The sequence below is a fragment of the Janibacter terrae genome, from assembly GCF_039636765.1.
GTDB lineage: Bacteria > Actinomycetota > Actinomycetes > Actinomycetales > Dermatophilaceae > Janibacter > Janibacter terrae.
The window spans coordinates 3113144-3133744 of sequence record NZ_CP144167.1; the positions used below are offsets into that span (position 1 = coordinate 3113144).

The window sequence follows — 20601 nt, forward strand, 5'->3', positions numbered from 1 at the left end:
CGTGCGCCGGGCCACCGGCACCCCGGTGGGACCGCGCCGGGTGTGGAGGACCCACGCACGGCACGGCAGGCGACGCCGCGTGCTGCCTCCCATCCGGACTTTCACCGTCGGTCCCGGAATTTCACCGGCTCGGCCCGACCTCGGTGAGGAGGACGGGTTCGCGGACTGTCACCGCCGGCTCGGAATTGCACCGACCCCGGAGCACGCGTACGACAACTCGTACGCCGTGAAGGATACTCGCGCCCCGCAGCAGGGTCACCCGCGGTCCACGTGGTGGCGCCCACGTGGACCGCGGGGTGTCTCAGTGCGTGGCGACGTACCTGAGCCTTGCCCCGATTGCGTCAGGTCTTCGTCCGCCCACGTCCTCACGACGAAGGGCGCCGCACACGTGGTCGTGTGCGGCGCCCTTCGTCAGGCCGGGACGTCCTCAGCTGGACAGGCCCTTCATGATCTCGCGCATGAGGTCCGCCGTCTCAGACGGCGTCTTGCCGACCTTGACACCGGCGGCCTCGAGGGCCTCCTTCTTGGCGGCCGCCGTACCGGAGGAGCCGGAGACGATGGCGCCGGCGTGGCCCATGGTCTTGCCCTCCGGGGCGGTGAAGCCGGCGACGTAGCCGACGACCGGCTTGGTCACGTGGTCCTTGATGTACGCCGCGGCGCGCTCCTCGGCGTCGCCACCGATCTCGCCGATCATGACGATCGCGTCGGTCTCGGGGTCGTTCTCGAACGCCTCGAGGCAGTCGATGTGCGTCGTCCCGATGATCGGGTCGCCACCGATGCCGACGCCCGTGGAGAAGCCGAACTCACGCAGCTCGTACATCATCTGGTAGGTCAGCGTGCCCGACTTCGACACGAGACCGATGCGCCCGGCGCCGGCGATGTCCGCCGGGATGATGCCGGCGTTGGCCTTGCCGGGGCTGATCAGGCCCGGGCAGTTGGGGCCGATGAGACGCGTGGCCTTGCCCTTGGAGTAGTTGTAGAACTCCGCCGAGTCCTTGACCGCGATGCCCTCGGTGATGATCACGGCGAGGCCGATCTCGGCGTCGATCGCCTCGACGACGGCGGACTTGGCGAAGGCCGGCGGCACGAAGATGACCGACACGTCGGCGCCGGTCTCCTTGATGGCGTCGGCGACGGAGCCGAAGACGGGGACGGACTGGCCACCCGGGAAGTCGACGCTCTGGCCGGCCTTCTTGGGGTTGACGCCGCCCACGACGTTGGTGCCGGAGGCGAGCATGCGCGTGGTGTGCTTCATGCCCTCGGAGCCGGTCATGCCCTGGACGATGACCTTGGAGTCAGCGGTGAGGAAGATTGCCATGTCTGTGTCTGCGTCCTTTACTTCGCGGCCAGCTCGGCGGCCTTGCGGGCGGCGCCGTCCATGGTGTCCTCGATGGACACGAGGGGGTGGTTGAACTCGGCGAGGATGCGGCGACCCTCTTCGACGTTGTTGCCGTCGAGGCGGACGACGAGCGGCTTGGTCGCCCCGTCGCCCAGCGTCTTGAGCGCGCCCACGATGCCGTCGGCGACCGCGTCGCACGCGGTGATGCCGCCGAAGACGTTGACGAAGACGGACTTGACCTGCTCGTCGTGGAGGATGACGTCCAGACCGTTGGCCATGACCTCGGCCGAGGCGCCGCCACCGATGTCGAGGAAGTTGGCCGGCTTGGCCCTGCCCGCGGTGTAGTCCTCACCCGCGTAGGCGACGACGTCGAGGGTGCTCATGACGAGCCCGGCGCCGTTGCCGATGATGCCGACGTTGCCGTCGAGCTTGACGTAGTTGAGGCCCTTGGCCTTCGCCTTGGCCTCGAGCGGGTCCGCGGCCTCCTTGTCCTCGAGCGCGGCGTGCTCGGGCTGGCGGAAGTCCGCGTTGCCGTCGAGCGTCACCTTGCCGTCGAGGGCCACGATGTCGCCCTGCTGCGTCTTGACGAGCGGGTTGACCTCGACGAGGGTCGCGTCCTCCTCGCGGTAGACGACCCAGAGCTTCTTCAGGACGTCAGCGATCTTGGCCTGGTCCGCGGCGTCGAAGCCGGCGGCCTGGACGATCTCCGTGGCCTTGGCGTCGTCGATGCCGACGTTGGGGTCGACCTCGATGCGCGCGAGGGCCTCGGGGCGCTCGACGGCGAGCTGCTCGATCTCCATGCCGCCCTCCTTGGAGCACATGGCGAGGTAGGAGCGGTTGGCCCGGTCGAGCAGGATCGAGAAGTAGTACTCCTCGGCGATCTGGGCGCCCTGGGCGATCATGACCTTGTGGACCGTGTGGCCCTTGATGTCCATGCCGAGGATGTTCTCGGCCGCCTCGGTTGCTTCGTCAAGGGTCTTGGCGACCTTGACGCCACCGGCCTTGCCACGTCCACCGGTCTTGACCTGGGCCTTGACGACGGTGACGCCGCCGCTCTTGGCCCCGATGGTCTCGGCGGCCGCGCGGGCCTCCTGCGGGGTGGTGGCGACGGCGCCGGCAAGAACCGGGACGCCGTGCTTCTCGAACACGTCGCGTGCTTGGTACTCGAAGAGATCCACGAGGGTGATTCCGTCCTCTGCTGTGGTAACGGGGGTGCGGGTCGAGACTAGCCCCCGGACGGGGGCCGAGCATCCTCCGGTCCGCGACGCGGCCGCGAGGCCCGCGAGCAGCCGACCGGTCACGGAGTCGTCACGACGCCTCGCACCGCCCTCCCACCGGGGTTACCCTCGAGTCACCATGGCCCCGCACCAGCCCCACGTGAGGCAGACCCACCCCACCAGCGACCCGGCGACGACGCCGGCCGCGCTGCGGTCCGGCGTGTACCAGCAGGTGCGCCAGATGGTCTCCGCGCAGGCGATGGTCTTCGCCGCGGTCGAGCTCGTCTGGGCCGCGACCCACGTCTCGCTCTACCCCTTCGGCACCCGGGCGCCGCGCCGCGGCGGCGACCGGCACGGCTACCGCATCGAGCACCTCAGCCCCGTGCAGCGCGGCATGCTCGTCAACGGCGTGACCGAGGTCGGGACCCCGATCCTGTTGCTGCACGGCTACGCCGACAACCACTCGATCTTCACCCTGCTGCGCCGCGGCCTCCTGCGGCGAGGCTTCAGCCGGGTCTTCGCGATGAACTACTCCGTGCGCACCCGGGACGTGCGCACCGCCGCCGTGCAGCTGGCCGAGGAGATCGAGGCGATCGCCGCGGAGACCGGCTACGAGCGCATCCACATCGTGGCGCACAGCCTCGGTGGCGTCGTCGCCCGCTACTACGTCACCCGACTCGGGGGCGACGAGCGCATCCACACCCTCGTCACGCTGGGCGCACCGCACACCGGGACGCTCCTCGCGCACCTCGTGCCGGCCTCGCTCACCCGGCAGCTGCGCCCGGGCAGCGCGCTCATGCAGGAGCTGAACGCCCCCGCGCCCGGCTGCCTCACGCGGATCATCGCCTTCTGGTCCGACACCGACGAGGCGATCGTCCCCGCGGTCAACGCCTCGCTCGTCCAGGAGGGCGTCGAGGTCAGCAACATTCGCCTGCACGGCGTCGGCCACCTCTCGCTGCCGATCCTGCCGTCGGTGGTCCACCGCATCGCGACGAGCCTGACGATGCTCGACCACGACGGCAACCAGACGGCTTCGGTCACCGACATCTCCCAGCGCCCGGCCTGAGCCGGAGCCACCCCGTGACCGGGGTCACGTGACGCCCACCACCCGGTTTTGCATAACGAAAAGGTCACGCTAGGGTTTCGCAAGATTTGTCCGAGACCCCCTGCGAGGACGTCCCCCTTCATGAGTGACTACACCGGACGGCACCGGCCGCCCACCCGAGCCGAGCGCCGCGCGATCGAGCGCCGTTCGCGCCTGCCCAAGAGTTTTAGCCCTGCCTACGCGCTGCCCACCGCCGCCGCCGCGACCCTGGTCCTGTCGGCCGCGGGTGCGACCGCCGCCCAGTCCTCCACGTTCGCGGGCGGGACCGTCCAGGCACAGGGTGCGCTCGCCGCACCTGCGCCCTCGGCCGCCGCCGCCTTCCTCGAGGACCCGAAGGTCAACGAGGCCGCCCGGGCGGAGGTCGCCGACTCGACCGCCGAGGCCGACGACCTCGCGCAGCGCCGCCAGGCCGTCTCCACCGAGGTCGCCCGCGACCAGGGCCGCCTCCAGGAGCGTCAGCGCATCGCCCGCGACAAGGCCCGCAAGGAGCTCGCTGCCAAGCGCGCCAGCGCCGAGAAGAAGAAGGAGAAGGAGCAGGCCCAGGAGACCGGTTCCGCCCCGGGCGGGACCGCGACCAAGGGGCCGGAGGCCACCAACGCCTCGGTCGGCTCCCAGGGCTGGGTCAAGCCCCTGGACAACGCGGTCTTCACCTCCCCCTTCGGCATGCGCTGGGGCCGCCTCCACGCCGGCCAGGACTACGCGGCCTCCGTCGGCACGCCCCTGAAGGCGATGAGCAGCGGCACCGTCATCGCCGCCGGCCCGATGAGCGGCTACGGCGTCTACATCGACGTCAAGTACTGGGACGGCTCGGTCTCCCGGTACGGCCACCTGAGCTCCGTGTCCGCCTCGGTCGGCCAGCAGGTCGCCCCCGGCGACGTCGTCGCCCTCTCGGGCAACACCGGTCGCTCCACCGGACCGCACCTCCACATGGAGATCCACCCCGGTGGCGGCGGCGCGATCGACCCGGCCGGCTGGCTCGCCGAGCGCGGCATCAGCTGACCCACCCGCGCGAAGGGGGCCGACGACCACTGGTCGTCGGCCCCCTTCGTCGTGCCCGGGACCCGCATTCCCCTAGGTGTTGCGGGGCATGAGGTTGGTGACACGAGGAGGGGCGTAACAGGGCGGGCAGGTCCCCGTGGCGACAGGATGAGGGTGTCAAAGCCGTTCATCACGAGCCAGCCAAAGGAACCTGCCCTGTGTCCCACGCTAATGCCCCGATGACCCCTGGTGGTCGCCTACGTCTGATCGAGCGAGTGCTGGGTCAGGCCAATGATGAGGCCGGCCCGCGGCCGATCGCGCACGTCGCAGCCGAGGCCGCGATCTCACGCCAGTGCCTGTCCAAATGGGTAGCCCGCTACCGCGAGCACGGCGAGGAAGGGCTGCACGACCGCTCCAGCCGGCCACAACGCTCCCCGAGCGCGACTGCCGAACCGGTGGTCGAGCGGATCATCGAGCTGCGGCGCCGTAAGTGGTCCGCGCGGCGCATCCATCTGGCGCTGGCCGATGAGGGCACGAACGTGGCGGTGTGCACCATCGCCCGGATCCTGCGCCGCGAGGGCTTGAACCGGCTGCGGGACCTGGACGTCGACGGGCAGCCCCTGCGCCAGCAGCCCGCCGGCAAGATCATCGCGCGCTACCCCGGGCACATGATCCACCTGGACGTGAAGAAGGTCGGACGCATCCCGCCCGGGGGCGGGTGGCGCGTCCACGGCCGCGGCTCGGACGCTGACCGGGCCCGCGGCCTGCGAGGACACCACCGCGGCGCCAAGGTGGGCTACACCTACCTGCACTCGGCCGTGGACGGCTTCACCCGGATGGTCTACACCGAGGCCCACGACGACGAGAGCGCCGCGACCGCGATCGCGTTCCTGGCCCGCGCCCGGGTCTTCTTCGCCGCGCACGGCATCACCCGCATCACCCGCATCGTCACCGACAACGGGTCCTGCTACCGCGCCAAGAACTTCACCCGCTCGGTGCTCTCCTTCGCCTCGAAGCACAAGCGGATCAAGCCCTACACGCCCAAGCACAACGGCAAGGTCGAGCGCTACCAGCAGACCATGGCCCGCGAGGTCCTCTACGCCGACGCCTACCCCTCCGAAGAAGCCCGCCGACGACAGCTACAGATCTGGGTGACCCACTACAACTACCATCGCCCACACAGCGCCATCGGGGACCAACCCCCAGCCAGCCGCGCCAAGACCCGTGTCACCAAGGTCATGCCCAGTTACACCTAGGGGAATGCAGGTGAGCGGTCGGTCAGAGCTTCTCGAGCGGCGCGTAGCGCAGCAGCAGGCGCTTGACGCCGTCCTCACCGCCGAAGTCGACGTGGGCCATCGCCTTGTCCCCCTCGCCCTCGACGCGGATGACCGTGCCGAGGCCGAAGCTGTCGTGGGTCACCTTGTCGCCGTCGGCGAGCGCGATGGGGGGTCGGTTGCCCGGCGAGCGCACCCCCGGTCGGGCCGCCAGGCGCGCGACCGCCGGCTCGCGGCGCGAGCGCGACGGACCGACCGGTGGGCCGGTGCGCTCCCAGCGCACGAGGTCCGCGGGGATCTCGTCGAGGAAGCGCGAGGCCGGGTTGTACTGGGGCGCGCCGTAGGCGCTGCGCACCGCCGCCCGGGAGAGGTGCAGCCGCTCGCGGGCGCGGGTGATGCCGACGTACGCGAGGCGCCGCTCCTCCTCCAGCTCCTTGGGGTCGCTCAGGCTGCGGCTGTGCGGGAAGGTGCCGTCCTCCATGCCGGTGAGGAAGACGACGGGGAACTCCAGGCCCTTGGCGGTGTGCAGCGTCATCAGGGTGACGACTCCTTGGTCGACACGGCCCTCCCCTGCCGTTGGTTCCTCCGGGATCTCGTCCGCGTCGGCGACGAGGCTCACCTGCTCGAGGAAGTCGTCGAGGCTGATCACCTCGCCGGTCGCCTCGCGGGTGGCGTCGAACTCGCGGGCCACGCCGACGAGCTCCGCGAGGTTCTCCAGCCGGGTCTCGTCCTGGGGGTCGCGGCTGGCCTGCAGCTCGGTGACGTAACCGGTGCGGTCGAGGACGGCCTCCAGCAGGTCCCCGATGCCGGCCCCGGACTCGTGCAGCTCCCCCAGGCCCTCCAGGAGCGCGGTGAACCCCTTGACCGAGGTCACCGAGCGCGTGGCGATGCCGGGCGCGTCCTCGACCCGCCCGAGCGCTGCGACGAAGGGGATGCGCTCGCGCTCCGCCAGCTGCGCCACGGCCGCCTGGGCCCGGTCGCCGATGCCCCGCTTGGGCACGTTGATGATCCGGCGCAGGTTGACCGTGTCGGCGGGGTTGGCGACGACGCGCAGGTAGGCCAGGGCGTCCTTGACCTCGCGACGCTCGTAGAAGCGGGTGCCGCCCACGACCTTGTACGGCAGGCCGACCCGCACCAGCACCTCCTCGATGGCGCGCGACTGGGCGTTGGTTCGGTAGAAGATCGCGACATCGCCGGGGCGGACCCCGTGCTGGTCGTGCAGCTCGTCGACCGTCTTGGCGATGAACGCGGCCTCGTCGTGCTCGTTGTCCCCGACGTAGCCGATGATCGGCTCGCCGGCGCCCGCCTGGGTCCACAGGTTCTTCTTGCGGCGCGACTCGTTGCGCTCGATGACGGCGTTGGCCGCGGTGAGGATCGTCTGGGTGGAGCGGTAGTTCTGCTCGAGGAGGATCGAGCGGGCGTCGGGGTAGTCCTCCTCGAACTCGACGATGTTGCGGATCGAGGCGCCGCGGAAGGCGTAGATCGACTGGTCGGCGTCGCCGACGACGACGAGCTCGCTCGGCTCGACGGCGTGCTCGCCGCGGGCCTGCCCGTCGGCACCACCGACCAGCTCGCGCACGAGCTGGTACTGCGCGTGGTTGGTGTCCTGGTACTCGTCGACGAGCACGTGGCGGAAGCGGCGGCGGTAGTGCTCGGCGACGTCCGGGAAGGCCTGCAGGATGTGCACCGTCATCATGATGATGTCGTCGAAGTCCAGCGCGTTGGCCTGGCGCAGGCGGCGCTGGTACTCGGTGTAGACCGCGGAGAGCGTCTGCTCCTGGTGCGTGCCGCCGGGTAGCTGCGCGTCCTCGTCGGCGGCGACCGTGCGGGCGAAGTCCTCCTCGTCGACCAGCTCGTTCTTGAGGTTGCTGATGCGGTGGGAGAAGGACCGCGGCGGGAAGCGCTTGGGGTCGAGGTCGAGGTCGCGCATGACGAGCGCGATGAGTCGCTGGCTGTCGGCCGCGTCGTAGATCGAGAAGTTGCTCTTCATCCCGACCTTGGTCGCCTCGCGACGCAGGATGCGCACGCACGCCGAGTGGAAGGTCATGACCCACATCGCCTTGGCCCGCGGGCCCACGAGGTCCTCGACGCGCTCGCGCATCTCGGCGGCGGCCTTGTTGGTGAAGGTGATCGCCAGGATCTGCCCCGGCTGCGCGCCGCGCGCCGCGAGCAGGTGCGCGATGCGGTGGGTGAGCACCCGGGTCTTGCCCGAGCCGGCACCGGCGATGATGAGGAGGGGACCGCCGTCGTGCAGCACGGCCTCGCGCTGGGCGGGGTTGAGGCCGGCGACGAGCTCCTCTGGGTCCGGCTGCGCCGGGCGCCCGTGGCGACTGTGCGCCGCGCGGGTGGGACCCTCGTCGGACATGGCCCACGTGGGGACACCGGTGTCGGTCACGTCCTTGGTCCAGTCACCGGGCAGGGCATCGGGGAGGTCGTCGAAGAGGCTGCTCATGTCGGCGTCCAGCCTACGTGGCGCAGGTGACAGCCCTAGGTGTAACTGGGCATGACCTTGGTGACACGGGTCTTGGCGCGGCTGGCTGGGGGTTGGTCCCCGATGGCGCTGTGTGGGCGATGGTAGTTGTAGTGGGTCACCCAGATCTGTAGCTGTCGTCGGCGGGCTTCTTCGGAGGGGTAGGCGTCGGCGTAGAGGACCTCGCGGGCCATGGTCTGCTGGTAGCGCTCGACCTTGCCGTTGTGCTTGGGCGTGTAGGGCTTGATCCGCTTGTGCTTCGAGGCGAAGGAGAGCACCGAGCGGGTGAAGTTCTTGGCGCGGTAGCAGGACCCGTTGTCGGTGACGATGCGGGTGATGCGGGTGATGCCGTGCGCGGCGAAGAAGACCCGGGCGCGGGCCAGGAACGCGATCGCGGTCGCGGCGCTCTCGTCGTCGTGGGCCTCGGTGTAGACCATCCGGGTGAAGCCGTCCACGGCCGAGTGCAGGTAGGTGTAGCCCACCTTGGCGCCGCGGTGGTGTCCTCGCAGGCCGCGGGCCCGGTCAGCGTCCGAGCCGCGGCCGTGGACGCGCCACCCGCCCCCGGGCGGGATGCGTCCGACCTTCTTCACGTCCAGGTGGATCATGTGCCCGGGGTAGCGCGCGATGATCTTGCCGGCGGGCTGCTGGCGCAGGGGCTGCCCGTCGACGTCCAGGTCCCGCAGCCGGTTCAAGCCCTCGCGGCGCAGGATCCGGGCGATGGTGCACACCGCCACGTTCGTGCCCTCATCGGCCAGCGCCAGATGGATGCGCCGCGCGGACCACTTACGGCGCCGCAGCTCGATGATCCGCTCGACCACCGGTTCGGCAGTCGCGCTCGGGGAGCGTTGTGGCCGGCTGGAGCGGTCGTGCAGCCCTTCCTCGCCGTGCTCGCGGTAGCGGGCTACCCATTTGGACAGGCACTGGCGTGAGATCGCGGCCTCGGCTGCGACGTGCGCGATCGGCCGCGGGCCGGCCTCATCATTGGCCTGACCCAGCACTCGCTCGATCAGACGTAGGCGACCACCAGGGGTCATCGGGGCATTAGCGTGGGACACAGGGCAGGTTCCTTTGGCTGGCTCGTGATGAACGGCTTTGACACCCTCATCCTGTCGCCACGGGGACCTGCCCGCCCTGTTACGCCCCTCCTCGTGTCACCAACCTCATGCCCCGCAACACCTAGGGTGCCTCCCATGGCCCAGATCGTGCGACCCGATGCCCGCTACCAGCGCTCCTACCTCGAGGCGCACGACGAGTTCGGCGGCGCGCACCGCGACGGTGACGGCGAGTGGCAGCAGGCGGGGGACGAGGCGACGGGCTTCGCCGGCCACGTCTTCACCCGCGAGGGCCTGGAGGACCCCGACGAGTTCCGCCGCCTCGTGCAGGTGCGGCGTGCGGCCGAGCTGCCGGAGACGCCCCGGCCCACCGGCCACGTACCCTGCACCTTCCTGTGGGTCGTCGACGGTGACGACTACCTGGGGTCGATCGCCCTCCGGCACGAGCTGACCGACGTCCTCCGCGAGCAGGGCGGGCACATCGGGTACTCGATCCGCCCCTCGGCGCGGCGGCAGGGGCACGCGGGCACCGCCCTTCGGCAGGTCCTGGAGCTCGCGGCCGAGATGGGGCTCGAACGGGTCCTCATCACGTGCGACGAGGACAACCTCCCCTCCCGCGCGACGATCGAGGGCGCCGGCGGGGCCTACGAGGACTCCCGCGTCGGAAAGCGGCGCTACTGGGTGCCGACGGTCGCGACCGACCGGCCCGCGGGCGCCGTCATCGGCTGAGGCGGCCCTAGGCTCGGGGGCATGGCCAAGGAGCACGGTGAGGACGTCCACCTCGACGTCGGCGGTCGGGATGTGCGCATCTCCTCCCCCGACCGCGTGTACTTCCCCGAGCGCGGTGAGACCAAGCTCGAGCTCGCGCAGTACTACCTCGCCGTCGGCGAGGGGATCCTGAGCGCGCTGCGCGAGCGGCCGACGATGCTGCACCGCTTCCCCAAGGGCGTCGCGGGCGCCAAGATCCACCAGAAGCGCCTGCCCAAGGGTGCGCCCGACTGGGTCGAGACCGTGCGGCTGCACTTCCCCCGGTACGACCTGCACGCCGACGAGCTGTGCCCGACCGAGCTCGCGCAGATCATCTGGGCCGTGCAGATGAGCACGGTCGAGCTGCACCCGTGGAACGTCCGCCGCGCCGACGTCGACCGCCCCGACGAGTGGCGCATCGACCTCGACCCCATGCCGGACGCCCCCTTCGAGCGGGTGCGACGGGTGGCCGGCGTGGTCCACGAGGTCCTCGACGAGCTCGGGGTCGTGGGCTACCCCAAGACCTCCGGCGGGTCCGGGCTGCACGTCTACGTGCGCGTCGAGCCGAGGTGGGAGTTCGGCGAGGTGCGAAGGGCGGCGCTCGCCTTCGCCCGCGAGGTCGAGCGGCGCGTGCCGAAGGACGTGACGACGACGTGGTGGCGCAAGGACCGCGACCCGGCGGCGGTCTTCGTCGACTACAACCAGAATGCCCGCGACCACACGATCGCCGCGGCGTACTCGGTGCGCGGCAACGCCGCCGGCACCGTCTCGACGCCGATCACCTGGGACGAGGTCCCCGACGTCGAGCCGCGGGACTGCACGATCGCGACCGTGCCGGAGCGGTACGCGCGGCTCGGCGACCTGCACGCCACCATCGACGACGTGGCGCACGACCTCACGCCGCTGCTCGAGTGGGCCGACCGGGACGAGGCCGAGGGCGCGGAGCCGCCGATCGACCCGGAGGACTAGCGACGCAGGGCCGCGTCGACCCAGTGGCCCAGGCCTGCCTCGTCCTCGACGGCGTCCGGCGAGACGTCGAGCCAGCTCGGCCCCATGTCGCGGCCGCCCATGTCGGCGACCTGCACGTAGTACGGGCCGGCCCGCGCCACGAGCTGCTCGCTCTCCTCCGGCGCGACCCTGACGAGCAGGCCTCCCCCACCGCGGCAGCCGACGAGGATCGACCCGCCGACCATGAAGATCAGAGCGCCGAACATGCGCTTCTCCTCCCACTGCACACCTCGGTCGAACAGCGCGGTGCGGACCCGGTCCGCAAGGACCTCGTCGATCGCCATGGCTCCACGATGGCAGGTGCCTAAGGTGGAGGGGTGGCTGACGACGTGCTCCTCCCGCACCCGGTGACGGGTGCCCCCTTCGCCTCGCCGGTCGTGCCGGGGACCGGGTGGCCGGACGACCTCGCGACGAGCGCGACCCCCGTCGCGCGGACCGCCGCCCAGGTCCGCCGCCTGGCCGCCGGTGCGGTCGGGCAGGGCGAGCTCGACGCGCGGATCTCGGTCTGCCGCGCCTGCCCGCGACTCGTCACGTGGCGCGAGGAGGTGGCGGTGACCAAGCGCGCGGCCTTCGCCGACCAGCCGTACTGGGGCCGCCCGGTGCCCGCGCTCGGCCCGCCGGACGCGCCCGTGCTCGTCGTCGGCCTGGCGCCGGCGGCGCACGGCGCCAACCGCACCGGGCGCAACTTCACCGGCGACCGCTCGGGCGACTGGCTCTACGCCGCGCTGCACCGGGCCGGGTACGCCAACCAACCGGTCTCGTGGGCGGCCGGGGACGGTCTCGAGCTCGACGGCGTGCGGATCATCGCGCCGGTGCGCTGCGCTCCCCCGCAGAACAAGCCCACCCTGGTGGAAAGACAGACGTGCGCACCGTGGCTCGACGCCGACCTGGCGAGGAGCGCCCCCTTCGTCCGCTCGATCATGTGCCTCGGGTCCATCGGCTGGGACGCGACGATCGCCGGGGTGCGGCACGCGGGCTGGGAGGTGCCGCGACCGAAGCCGAAGTTCGGGCACGGCGCCCGCGCCACCCTGCGCACGCCCGAGGGCCGCGAGGTCGCGCTCGTCGGCTGCTACCACGTGAGCCAGCAGAACACCTTCACCGGCAAGCTCACCGAGTCCATGCTCGACGAGGTCATCGCCTCGCTCTGACCGGCGCGTCCTAGGGTGGGCCCATGACCACCACGACAGCGCTCGTCGTCACCGCCCACGGAGGGCCCGAGGTCCTCGCCCTCGAGGAGAGGCAGGTGGCCGACCCCGGGCCCGGGGAGGCGCACGTCGAGGTCGTGGCCGCGGGGGTCAACTTCATCGACGTGTACCAGCGCGAGGGGGTCTACCCCACCCACCCGCCGTACGTGCAGGGCTACGAGGCAGCGGGCACCGTGCGGGCCGTCGGCGAGGGCGCCGTCGTGGCCGTGGGCGACCGGGTCGCCTGGTCGATGACGCTCGGCCTGCACGCGGGCCTCGTCATGGCCGACTCGGCCCGACTGGTGCCTGTGCCCGCTGGCGTCGACCTCGAGACCGCCTGTGCCGCAACCCTGCAGGGCATGACGGCGCATGCCCTCGTGACCGACTGCTTCCCGGTCGGCGAGGGGACCGTGGCACTCGTCCACGCCGCCGCGGGCGGCGTGGGTCAGCTGCTCACGCAGATGATCACCTCGCGCGGCGGACAGGTCATCGCCACGGCCGGGTCCCCGGCCAAGCTGGACATCGCCCGCTCCCGCGGAGCCGTCGAGCTCGTCGACTACTCGGCGACCGACGACCTCGCCGGGGACATCCGCGCGGCGGCGGAGCGGCTCGGTGCCGCGAAGGGGGTCGACGTCGCCTACGACGGCGTCGGCAAGGCGACCTTCGACGCGTCGCTGGCCTCGCTGCGGCGGCGCGGGATGCTCGTGCTCTTCGGTGGCGCGTCGGGGCAGGTGCCGCCCTTCGACCTGCAGCGGCTCAACGCCGGTGGCTCCCTCTTCGTCACCCGCCCGACGCTGGCGCACTACATCGAGGAGCGCGAGGACCTGCTCCGGCGCGGGCGCGAGGTCTTCGGCGCGATCGCCGCCGGGGAGCTGGAGGTCTCCGTCGGCGGGCGCTACGGGTTCGCCGACGCGGCCGAGGCCTACCGGGCGCTCGAGGGACGGGCGTCGACCGGGAAGCTGCTGCTCATCCCCTGACGCGTGTCGCACTGCAGTTCACGGCTCGCCTCACGAGATCCCGGGCCGGGTAGGGCCACGGCGGGATGAACTGCAGTCCGACACCCACCTGTGGACAAGCCGGACGGGCGGATCGCCGACCGGGCCACGCTGTGGTGATGAGCATCGTCACCCATCTCGTGGGCCAGCACGGCGGCTCCGCCACCCGCGCCCAGCTGCTCGAGCTCACGACGGCCGCGACGGTGGCGAGCGCACTCCGCTCCGGGGAGGTCGCTCGACACCGACGCGGGGTCTACGGACTTCCGGCGGACGGTGCCCCGGCCCGCGCGGCGCAGCTCGGGGTGCACCTGAGCCACCGGACCGCCGCCCTGGACCACGGCTGGGGCGTCCTTCATGTCCCTGACCGCCCCGAGGTCATCGCCTCGCGCACGCGCCGCATCCGGCGGCCCACCGATCTCGACCTGCGCTACCGGACCCTCGCCGACGACGACCTGGGGCTGCACGCCACGACTGCGTTGCGCACCGTGATCGACTGCGCCCGCGACCTGCCCCTGCCCGACGCCCTCGCGGTGGCGGACTCGGCCCTGCGATCGGGCACCGTGACCGTCGACAAGCTCAGCCGCGCCGTCCTGCCGAGGACCGGTCGCGCAGCCGCCCGCCGGGTGCTCGACCTCGCGTCGGCGCAGGCTGTCAACCCCTTCGAGTCGGGCCTGAGGGCCCTGGCCGTCGAGGCCACCGATGTCGCGTGGGCGCCGCAGCAGCCGATCACCCTGCGCAGCGGTCAGGCCCTGCACGCCGACGTCGGGTGTGACGACGTGCGGGTGGCCCTCGAGGCCGACAGCCACGAGTTCCACAAGAGCCGTCTGGACGTGCGCCGGGACTGCTGGCGCTACGACGAGATGATCATCTCCGGCTGGATCGTGCTGCGCTTCGCGTGGGAGCAGGTGATGTTCAACCCGGAGTGGGTGCGCGAGGTCATCGGCTGGGTGGTGCGGCAACGCGTGTCGTACTGCAGTTCACTCGGCGCGTGACGAGCTCGCGGGCCGGATCGAGCGTCGGTGTGACGAGCTGCAGTCCGACACACCGTCAAGGTCACCAGAGGAAGGCGATGGCGGCGTTGACCAGCGCCAGACCGGCAGCGGCCCAGGCGAGCTTCGACGCGGCGGCCTCGCCTCGCTTGGCCTTGGCGTTGCCGATCTCGGCGCAGGCCAGGACGGCGATCATGATGACGAGCTTGGTGCCGATCTTGGCGTGGTTGACCTCGGCGTCACCGGCCTCGGCGATGCCGGTCAGCCCGAGGCCGAGCAGCAGCTGGATGCGGGCGCCCCACACCTGGACCAGGTGACCACGACCGGCGACGGCCGGGCCGACGAGGATCGCCAGCATGGCGATCATGTGCAGGACGTACAGGACGAGACGCAGGGCTTCCATGGCCGCCAGCGTAGGCGAGCGGACGCGGCCGCTCCTACAGCGGGTAGGAGTGGCTGCCGGGCACCCACGGCCACAGCGGCGCCATCATGCTCCCGAGCGGGAGGCCGGGCACCTCCTCGATCGGCACCCAGGCCGCGGCACCGGTGGACCCGTCGACCTCCACGACCCGCGCCGGTCCCGGGTCGGGGCAGTGCGCCAGGTGGATCAGCCGCACGGCATGGAAGTCCTCGGACCCGTCGGCCGCGACCCGGTGCACGGACTGCACCTGGACGAGCCCTCCGGGCACGACGTGCTGGCCGGTCTCCTCGTGCACCTCGCGCACGAGACCGGCCACCGGCTCCTCCCCGGGGTCGACCCCGCCCCCGGGCAGGGTCCACCGGCCGGCCCCGCCGACGACGCCGGCCGCCAGCCGTGACATCAGCAGCCGCCCGGACGCGACGACGATCGCGTACGACCCGAGGCGCTGCAGCCGGCGGGCACCCGGACGGCCCGGCTCGACGGGGACCGGCGGTCGCGCGTCGACCGGCGCGACGTCGTAGTGGACCTCGACCTCCCCCCTTCGCCCGAGCCGAGAGCCCACCGGCTCGCCCACCCAGCCGTGCTCCGCGAGGAGGTCCACCGGGTGCTGCCCGTGCCGCAGCGGCAGGCGCTCGTCACCGGCGACGACGACGACGCTCATGCACCGGCCCTGCGGTACTCGGCGACGGCCAGGTCGACGACCCGCTCCCAGGTCTGCGCCGGAGGCGTGCGCGTGTTGTGCCGCGCGATGCGGGTCCGCAGGGTCTCGTCGGCGACGAGCCGCACGAGCGCGTCGGCCAGACCCGTGTCGTCGTCGGCGAGGAGCCCCGAGCGTCCGTCCGCCACGACCTCGCGCACGCCCGAGTCACCGCGCGCGACGACGGGCAGGCCAGCGGTGCGGGCCTCGAGCGCGGCGATGCCGAAGGCCTCCAGCCGGGTCGGCGACAGGTACACGTCGGCCTCGCGCCACGCCGCCGCGAGCTCGGTGCGCGTGACCCGCCCGCGCAGGTGCACGACGTCCGTCAGCCCGAGAGCTGCGACCCGCGCCTCGAGCCACGGTCGCAGCGGGCCCTCGCCGTAGACGTCGAGGACCATCGTCCCCGGACCCAGGCGCCGGTGGGCCGCGGCGACCACCGAGAGCATGGCGCCCACCCGCTTGCGCGGTGCGAGACGCGAGGCGGTGACGACCCGCACCGGGCCGCCCGTGCGGACCGGGCCGGGCGGCCACGCGCTCGGGTCGATCCCGTTCGGCAGGACGGTGACCGGTCCACCGCGCGCGGCCCGCCGCACGCCGTCCGCGGCGAAGGCCGACACCGCGGACAGCACGGCGCCCCGGCGCACCCACCGCCGGACCGCGGGTCCGATCGCCGGCGCCGCCCCGTCGAGCACGCAGTGCCAGGTCAGGGCCGTCGGCAGACCGAGCGAGGTCGTCACCCGCGTCATGTCCCAGGCGAAGGGCGAGACCACCCCCAGGTGCACGTGAGCCACGTCGAAGCCGCCGGCGGCCAGCAGACGTCGCGCCTCCGGCGGGGCGAAGGGGTTGACCGGCAGGCCCATCGAGAGCGGCGTGCTGAGCCGGTGCACGCGCACCCCCTCGGTGCCCGCTCCCCCGGCAGTCGCCGTGAAGACCTCGACCTCGTGCCCGGCGGCCGCGAGCTGCGCGGCCAGGTCGCCCACCTGCGACTCGATCCCCCCGGTGCGCGGCGGGTAGCAGTCGGAGAGCAGGGCGACCTTCACGGGTCCAAGGGTGCCACGCGGTGGTGTGGCAGGGTTTCACCCGATGGACGAGCCGACCCGCACGCTCGTGGTCTTCCACGCGCACCCCGATGACGAGGCCCTGCTGACCGCGGGCACCATGGCGCGCGCCGCCGCAGCGGGGCACCGCGTCGTCCTCGTCGTCGCCACCGACGGCGCGCTCGGGCTCACCGACGAGGCCTCCTTCGGGACGAAGGGGGATGCCCTCGCCGCCACCCGCAGCCGGGAGCTGGCGGCGAGCGCCCGCGCGCTCGGCGTCGTCCGCACCATCGAGCTCGGGTACGCCGACAGCGGCAGCGGGCCGCAGGTGTCGGCCGACCCGCCGGGCGGACGACGCTTCGTGCGGGTCCCCGTGGACGAGGCCGCCGAGGCGCTCTGCGGGATCCTCCTGCAGGAGCGCGCGGACGTCCTCACGACCTACGACCCCCGGGGCGGCTACGGCCACCGTGACCACGTGCGGGTCCACGAGGTCGGGGCCCGCGCGGCCGAGCTCGCCCGCGAGCGCGGCCTGCCCGTGCGGGTGCTCTGGGCGACGGTCCCCCGTGACCTCATCTGCCGCGCCATCGACCTGGTCGCCAGGGTCTACCGCTTCCCGCCCGAGTTCGACCGCAGCAGCTTCGACCGCGCCTTCGTCGCCGGCGCCGAGATCACCCACCGGGTCCCGGTGCGCGACTTCGCCGCCGCCAAGCGGGCGTCCATGCGCGCCCACGCGAGCCAGGGCGCCGACTCCGGCGGCGGGGACCGCACGCTCGGCATGCTCGTGCGCATCCCGCGGCCGCTCTACGACCTCGTCTTCCGCCGCGAGTGGTACGTCGACCCCGACGTGCCGGCCGGGACGACCCGGACCGACGTCTTCGAGGGGCTGGCATGACGGCCGCGCCGGGCGAGCCGGTGGCGGCGACGACCCGGAGGACCTCCCCCGTCGTCCGGGGGGCGCAGGTCGTCCTCGGCCTCGGGCTCGCGGTCGTCATGCTCTGGTGGGGCCTGCCGCACTTCGCCAAGACCTCCTGGTCGGAGGTCCTCGCCGTCCTCGACACCGTGCCGCTGTGGAGGGCCGCTCTCTTCGTCGCGCTCGTCCTGAGCGGGCTCTACTGCTACACCTTCGTCATGACCGGCGCGATGCACGGACTGGGTCACGTGCGCGCGCTCATCCTCAACGTCTGCGGCTCGTCCGTGTCCAACCTGCTGCCCGGTGGCGGCGCGGTCGGCCTCGCGGCGACCTACTCGATCGCCAAGTCCTGGGGCTTCTCCGCCGCGAGCGTCACGACGATGGCCGTCGTGACCGGCGTGTGGAACGTCCTGGCGCGGGTCGCCCTGCCGATCATCGCCGTCCTCGCGCTGGCCTGGGGCGCCACCGACCTGCCCTCCGCGATGCGGGAGGCCGCGTGGGCCGCGGTGCTCTCCGGCACGGCGATCGCCGTCCTCTTCGCGGTGGCCATCGGCACCGACGCGGGTGCCCGCCGTCTCGGCCACGGCATCGACCGTCTCGTCCGCCTCGTGCGGCGGGGGCACGGGGACTCCGTCGAGCGGGGCCTCACCGGCATGCGCGAGCGCACGGCCGACACGGTCCGCACCGGCTGGCTGCAGATGACGCTCGGCATGGTCGGGTTCTTCGGCCTGTACTACGTGCTCTTCCTGCTGTGCACGGACACGACCGGCATCGAGCTGCCCTTCGGTCAGCTCTTCGCCGCGTACGCGATCGGTCGGCTGCTCACGGCCGTCGGCGTCACGCCCGGAGGGCTCGGGGTGACCGAGACGGGTACCGCGGCCGCGCTCGTGGCGTGGGGCGCCGACCCGGCCGCGTCGATGGCGGGGGTCGTGCTCTTCTCGATCTTCACGCACTTCCTCGAGATCCCGCTCGGGGCGCTCGGGTGGGTGGCGTGGAGCCTCATGCCCAAGGCCAGCGCCCGGGAGCTCGCCGAGACCGAGGCCTGATCAGCCGAGCAGGCGGCGCACCTGGCGCGTCTGCGCCTGCCGGGCCACCTCGTCGTCGAGCACGCCCGGCTCGAAGCCGCGCCCCGTCGCCGACTCGGCCGCCCACCCGATGAGCGTGTCCGCGAGCTGCGGGTTGGCGGGGAGGATCGGGCCGTGCAGGTACGAGCCGATGACGTGGCCGGTGATCGCGCCCTCGGTGCCGTCGTTGCCGTTGTTGCCCAGGCCGTGCCGCACCCGGCCGAAGGGAGTCTGCCCCGCCCCGAGCGTCGTGGATCCCGAGTGGTTCTCGTAGCCGACGACGTCACCGTGGTCGGTGGAGAGCACGACGGGGCCGATCATCCGCTTCTCGTTGCCCTGGGTCGTGACGTCGAGGATGCCCAGGCCGGGCAGGCGCTGGCCCTGCACGGTGATGAAGGCATTGCCGAAGAGCTGGTACATCCCGCAGATCATGAGCATCGGCGTGCCGTCGGCGGCCAGGGCGCGCAGCCGGTCGGCGATCCGCTCGAGGTCCTCCTCCACCTTCGCCTGGCCGGAGTCCTGGCCGCCGCCGCCGACGAGCAGGTCGACCTGCTCGGGCAGGTCCTGCCCGGGGTGGTGCTGGTGGACGACGGGCACGTACCCGTGGCGCCGGATCCGCGAGGCGAGACACCGGGTGTTGCCGAGGTCGCCGTAGATGCTCATCTCGCGCGGGTAGAGGTGCACGAGGTGGATCTCGCCCTTGCCCTCGCTGCCGGGCTCGGCCGGCAGGTCGGAGCCGGCGGGCTCGCCGAGGATCGTGATGTCGCGGCTCATGCCGCACCTCCGGTGGGCTCGGGGGCGTCGACGCCCATCTCGGGCAGGTCGTACCGCTCCCCCAGCATGCGTCGCAGCGCGAGCATCGCCGTGTAGGTGCAGAAGATCCGCTTGGGCTCGTCGCGGTGCGCGGCGAGGAAGCCGTCCAGGGCTCGCGCGAGGTCGACCTCGGTCCCGCCGACGGGCACCTCGTCGTACTGCAGGCGCAGCGCCATGTCCCAGCCGCGCACGCCGCTGGTGACGGCGACGCCCTGGTCCCGCAGGGACTCGAAGCTCACGTCGTAGAGCCACGACACGTCGCGCCCGTCGGCGTAGTCGTCGTTGATCGCGATCATCGACGCGACGGGGGTCGACCCGTAGGTGCCGAGCGCGACCGTGAACCCGGCGGGGTTCTTGACCAGGACGAGCTCGAGCGGGGTCCCGTCGGCGTCGATGACCTCACCGCGGCCGAAGGGGGGCGCCACCGTGCGCAGGGCCTGCTCCGCGGCGTCGGTGCGGAAGTCGTCGCCGAGCAGCGCGCGGGCGGTGGCGGTGGCGGCCGTCGCGTTGATCATCGCGGCGAGGCCACGCTGGCGCAGCTCGACGGGGCCGACGGTGCCCCCTTCGCCGTGCTCGCCGAAGTCCACGCGCAGGCGCTGCTCGTCGAGCGGCACCAGGAGCGCGTCCTCGGCGGTGACCGCCGGTGGCGTCCACGCGTCGTGGGCGCGGGAGTCGTGCTCCTGCAGCTCACCGAGGCGCTCGGCGACGGAGGCGTCGAGGCCGAACCACGAGACCCCGACGCCGGGGGCGAGGGTCGTCGCGATGCGGTTGACGAAGGGGTCGTCGCGGTTGAGCACGACCCCCCGGGTCGTCATGCCGGCGAGCTGCTCGAGCAGCCCCGCGGTGTGGTCGATCTCGGCGAAGCGGTCGAGCTGGTCGCGGGCGACGTTGAGCAGGAGGGCGTGCGTCGGTGCGACCGCCCGGGCGAAGTGCAGGGCGTGGGCCTCGTCGAGCTCGAGCACCGCGATGTCGGCCTCGAGCCGGCCGCGCAGCGGCATCTCGGCGAGCATCGCGGAGATCACCCCGCGGGTGAAGTTGCTGCCCGTCGGGTTGGTGAAGACCGTGCGCCCGTGCGCCCGCAGCAGCGCGACGAGCATCTTGGTCGTCGTCGTCTTGCCGTTGGTCCCGGACACGACGACGATGCCGCCCGGCACGTCCGCCAGCGCGTGCGCGAGGAACCCGGGGTCGATCCGCTCGGCGACGAGACCGGGGAGCGCGGAGCCCCCGGAGCCGCCGCCGCGGAGTCGGGCGGCACGGCGGGCGGCCTTGCCGGCGAGGGCGGCGACGGTGGTCTTCAGCAC

At 72.4% G+C, this 20601-nt stretch carries 20 protein-coding genes and 1 riboswitch; of the genes, 10 read left to right on the forward strand and 10 right to left on the reverse strand.

From position 1 onward, the window contains the following. Nucleotides 1-75: 75 nt before the first annotated feature. Nucleotides 76-209: riboswitch (FMN riboswitch) on the reverse strand. 218 nt (nucleotides 210-427) lie between these two features. Together sucD and sucC are read right to left on the reverse strand one after the other, a co-directional pair. Continuing rightward, nucleotides 428-1318, reverse strand: coding sequence for a succinate--CoA ligase subunit alpha (gene sucD, locus V3C34_RS15510; protein ID WP_068321809.1), 891 nt, complete (start codon nucleotides 1316-1318; stop codon nucleotides 428-430). A 17-nt stretch (nucleotides 1319-1335) separates the two neighbouring features. Further along, the gene (sucC, locus tag V3C34_RS15515) at nucleotides 1336-2517 is read right to left on the reverse strand and encodes an ADP-forming succinate--CoA ligase subunit beta (RefSeq protein WP_068321806.1); all 1182 of its coding nucleotides are present in this window, start codon (nucleotides 2515-2517) and stop codon (nucleotides 1336-1338) included. A 178-nt stretch (nucleotides 2518-2695) separates the two neighbouring features. Here sucC and V3C34_RS15520 point away from each other — a divergent pair, with 178 nt between their 5' ends. From V3C34_RS15520 to V3C34_RS15530, 3 genes are all read left to right on the forward strand, one after another. Continuing rightward, nucleotides 2696-3622, forward strand: a complete 927-nt coding sequence (locus V3C34_RS15520) for a lipase family alpha/beta hydrolase (RefSeq protein ID WP_245634764.1) — start codon at nucleotides 2696-2698, stop codon at nucleotides 3620-3622. A 120-nt stretch (nucleotides 3623-3742) separates the two neighbouring features. Beyond that, a complete protein-coding gene (locus V3C34_RS15525; RefSeq protein WP_346007594.1) occupies nucleotides 3743-4660 on the forward strand; it encodes a M23 family metallopeptidase in 918 nt (305 codons plus the stop codon). A 197-nt stretch (nucleotides 4661-4857) separates the two neighbouring features. Continuing rightward, the gene (locus tag V3C34_RS15530; protein WP_068321680.1) at nucleotides 4858-5895 is read left to right on the forward strand and encodes an IS481 family transposase; all 1038 of its coding nucleotides are present in this window, start codon (nucleotides 4858-4860) and stop codon (nucleotides 5893-5895) included. A 22-nt stretch (nucleotides 5896-5917) separates the two neighbouring features. Here V3C34_RS15530 and pcrA read toward each other — a convergent pair whose 3' ends face one another. Together pcrA and V3C34_RS15540 are read right to left on the reverse strand one after the other, a co-directional pair. Continuing rightward, a complete protein-coding gene (pcrA, locus tag V3C34_RS15535; protein ID WP_346007595.1) occupies nucleotides 5918-8365 on the reverse strand; it encodes a DNA helicase PcrA in 2448 nt (815 codons plus the stop codon). Nucleotides 8366-8400: 35 nt separating this feature from the next. Next, the gene (locus tag V3C34_RS15540; RefSeq protein ID WP_068321680.1) at nucleotides 8401-9438 is read right to left on the reverse strand and encodes an IS481 family transposase; all 1038 of its coding nucleotides are present in this window, start codon (nucleotides 9436-9438) and stop codon (nucleotides 8401-8403) included. Between the two features lie 135 nt (nucleotides 9439-9573). Between V3C34_RS15540 and V3C34_RS15545 the strand changes: the two genes are divergently transcribed. Continuing rightward, entirely contained in the window at nucleotides 9574-10164 is a 591-nt protein-coding gene (locus V3C34_RS15545; protein ID WP_346007596.1) for a GNAT family N-acetyltransferase, read from the forward strand. Nucleotides 10165-10185: 21 nt separating this feature from the next. Further along, entirely contained in the window at nucleotides 10186-11151 is a 966-nt protein-coding gene (gene ligD, locus V3C34_RS15550) for a non-homologous end-joining DNA ligase (protein WP_338537700.1), read from the forward strand. On the opposite strand, the gene V3C34_RS15555 is transcribed toward ligD, so the two are convergent. Further along, entirely contained in the window at nucleotides 11148-11474 is a 327-nt protein-coding gene (locus V3C34_RS15555) for a TfoX/Sxy family protein (protein ID WP_346007597.1), read from the reverse strand. The two genes, ligD and V3C34_RS15555, sit on opposite strands and share 4 nt — an antisense overlap. Before the next feature lie 33 nt (nucleotides 11475-11507). On the opposite strand from V3C34_RS15555, the gene V3C34_RS15560 reads away from it, so the two are divergent. The 3 genes from V3C34_RS15560 (at nucleotide 11508) to V3C34_RS15570 (ending at nucleotide 14361) form a co-directional block, all read left to right on the forward strand. After that, nucleotides 11508-12338 carry a uracil-DNA glycosylase gene (locus V3C34_RS15560; protein WP_346007598.1) on the forward strand — a complete coding sequence of 277 codons (831 nt, stop codon included), beginning with the start codon at nucleotides 11508-11510 and terminating at the stop codon, nucleotides 12336-12338. A gap of 23 nt (nucleotides 12339-12361) precedes the next feature. Continuing rightward, nucleotides 12362-13351 carry a quinone oxidoreductase gene (locus V3C34_RS15565; protein ID WP_346007599.1) on the forward strand — a complete coding sequence of 330 codons (990 nt, stop codon included), beginning with the start codon at nucleotides 12362-12364 and terminating at the stop codon, nucleotides 13349-13351. A gap of 137 nt (nucleotides 13352-13488) precedes the next feature. After that, nucleotides 13489-14361: a DUF559 domain-containing protein gene (locus tag V3C34_RS15570; protein WP_346007600.1), complete on the forward strand. Its 873-nt coding sequence runs from the start codon at nucleotides 13489-13491 to the stop codon at nucleotides 14359-14361. A 61-nt stretch (nucleotides 14362-14422) separates the two neighbouring features. Here the strand turns inward: V3C34_RS15570 and V3C34_RS15575 are convergent, their stop codons facing one another. From V3C34_RS15575 to V3C34_RS15585, 3 genes are read right to left on the reverse strand one after another with little or no spacing between them, the layout of a single operon-like run. Further along, nucleotides 14423-14761, reverse strand: a complete 339-nt coding sequence (locus V3C34_RS15575; protein ID WP_068321779.1) for a hypothetical protein — start codon at nucleotides 14759-14761, stop codon at nucleotides 14423-14425. Nucleotides 14762-14795: 34 nt separating this feature from the next. Continuing rightward, nucleotides 14796-15440, reverse strand: a complete 645-nt coding sequence (locus tag V3C34_RS15580) for an NUDIX hydrolase (protein WP_346007601.1) — start codon at nucleotides 15438-15440, stop codon at nucleotides 14796-14798. Beyond that, complete coding sequence (locus V3C34_RS15585) at nucleotides 15437-16516, reverse strand: glycosyltransferase family 4 protein (RefSeq protein WP_346007602.1); 1080 nt, start codon at nucleotides 16514-16516, stop codon at nucleotides 15437-15439. The genes V3C34_RS15580 and V3C34_RS15585 overlap by 4 nt, the downstream gene beginning before the upstream one ends. A gap of 43 nt (nucleotides 16517-16559) precedes the next feature. On the opposite strand from V3C34_RS15585, the gene V3C34_RS15590 reads away from it, so the two are divergent. Both V3C34_RS15590 and V3C34_RS15595 read left to right on the forward strand, forming a co-directional pair. Further along, nucleotides 16560-17405 carry a PIG-L family deacetylase gene (locus V3C34_RS15590; RefSeq protein WP_346007603.1) on the forward strand — a complete coding sequence of 282 codons (846 nt, stop codon included), beginning with the start codon at nucleotides 16560-16562 and terminating at the stop codon, nucleotides 17403-17405. After that, nucleotides 17402-18469, forward strand: coding sequence for a lysylphosphatidylglycerol synthase transmembrane domain-containing protein (locus V3C34_RS15595; RefSeq protein ID WP_082807390.1), 1068 nt, complete (start codon nucleotides 17402-17404; stop codon nucleotides 18467-18469). Before V3C34_RS15590 ends, V3C34_RS15595 begins: the two co-directional genes overlap by 4 nt. Here the strand turns inward: V3C34_RS15595 and V3C34_RS15600 are convergent, their stop codons facing one another. Together V3C34_RS15600 and V3C34_RS15605 are read right to left on the reverse strand one after the other, a co-directional pair. Continuing rightward, a complete protein-coding gene (locus V3C34_RS15600) occupies nucleotides 18470-19261 on the reverse strand; it encodes a cobalamin biosynthesis protein CobB (protein ID WP_346007604.1) in 792 nt (263 codons plus the stop codon). After that, entirely contained in the window at nucleotides 19258-20601 is a 1344-nt protein-coding gene (locus V3C34_RS15605; protein ID WP_346007605.1) for a Mur ligase family protein, read from the reverse strand. Before V3C34_RS15605 ends, V3C34_RS15600 begins: the two co-directional genes overlap by 4 nt.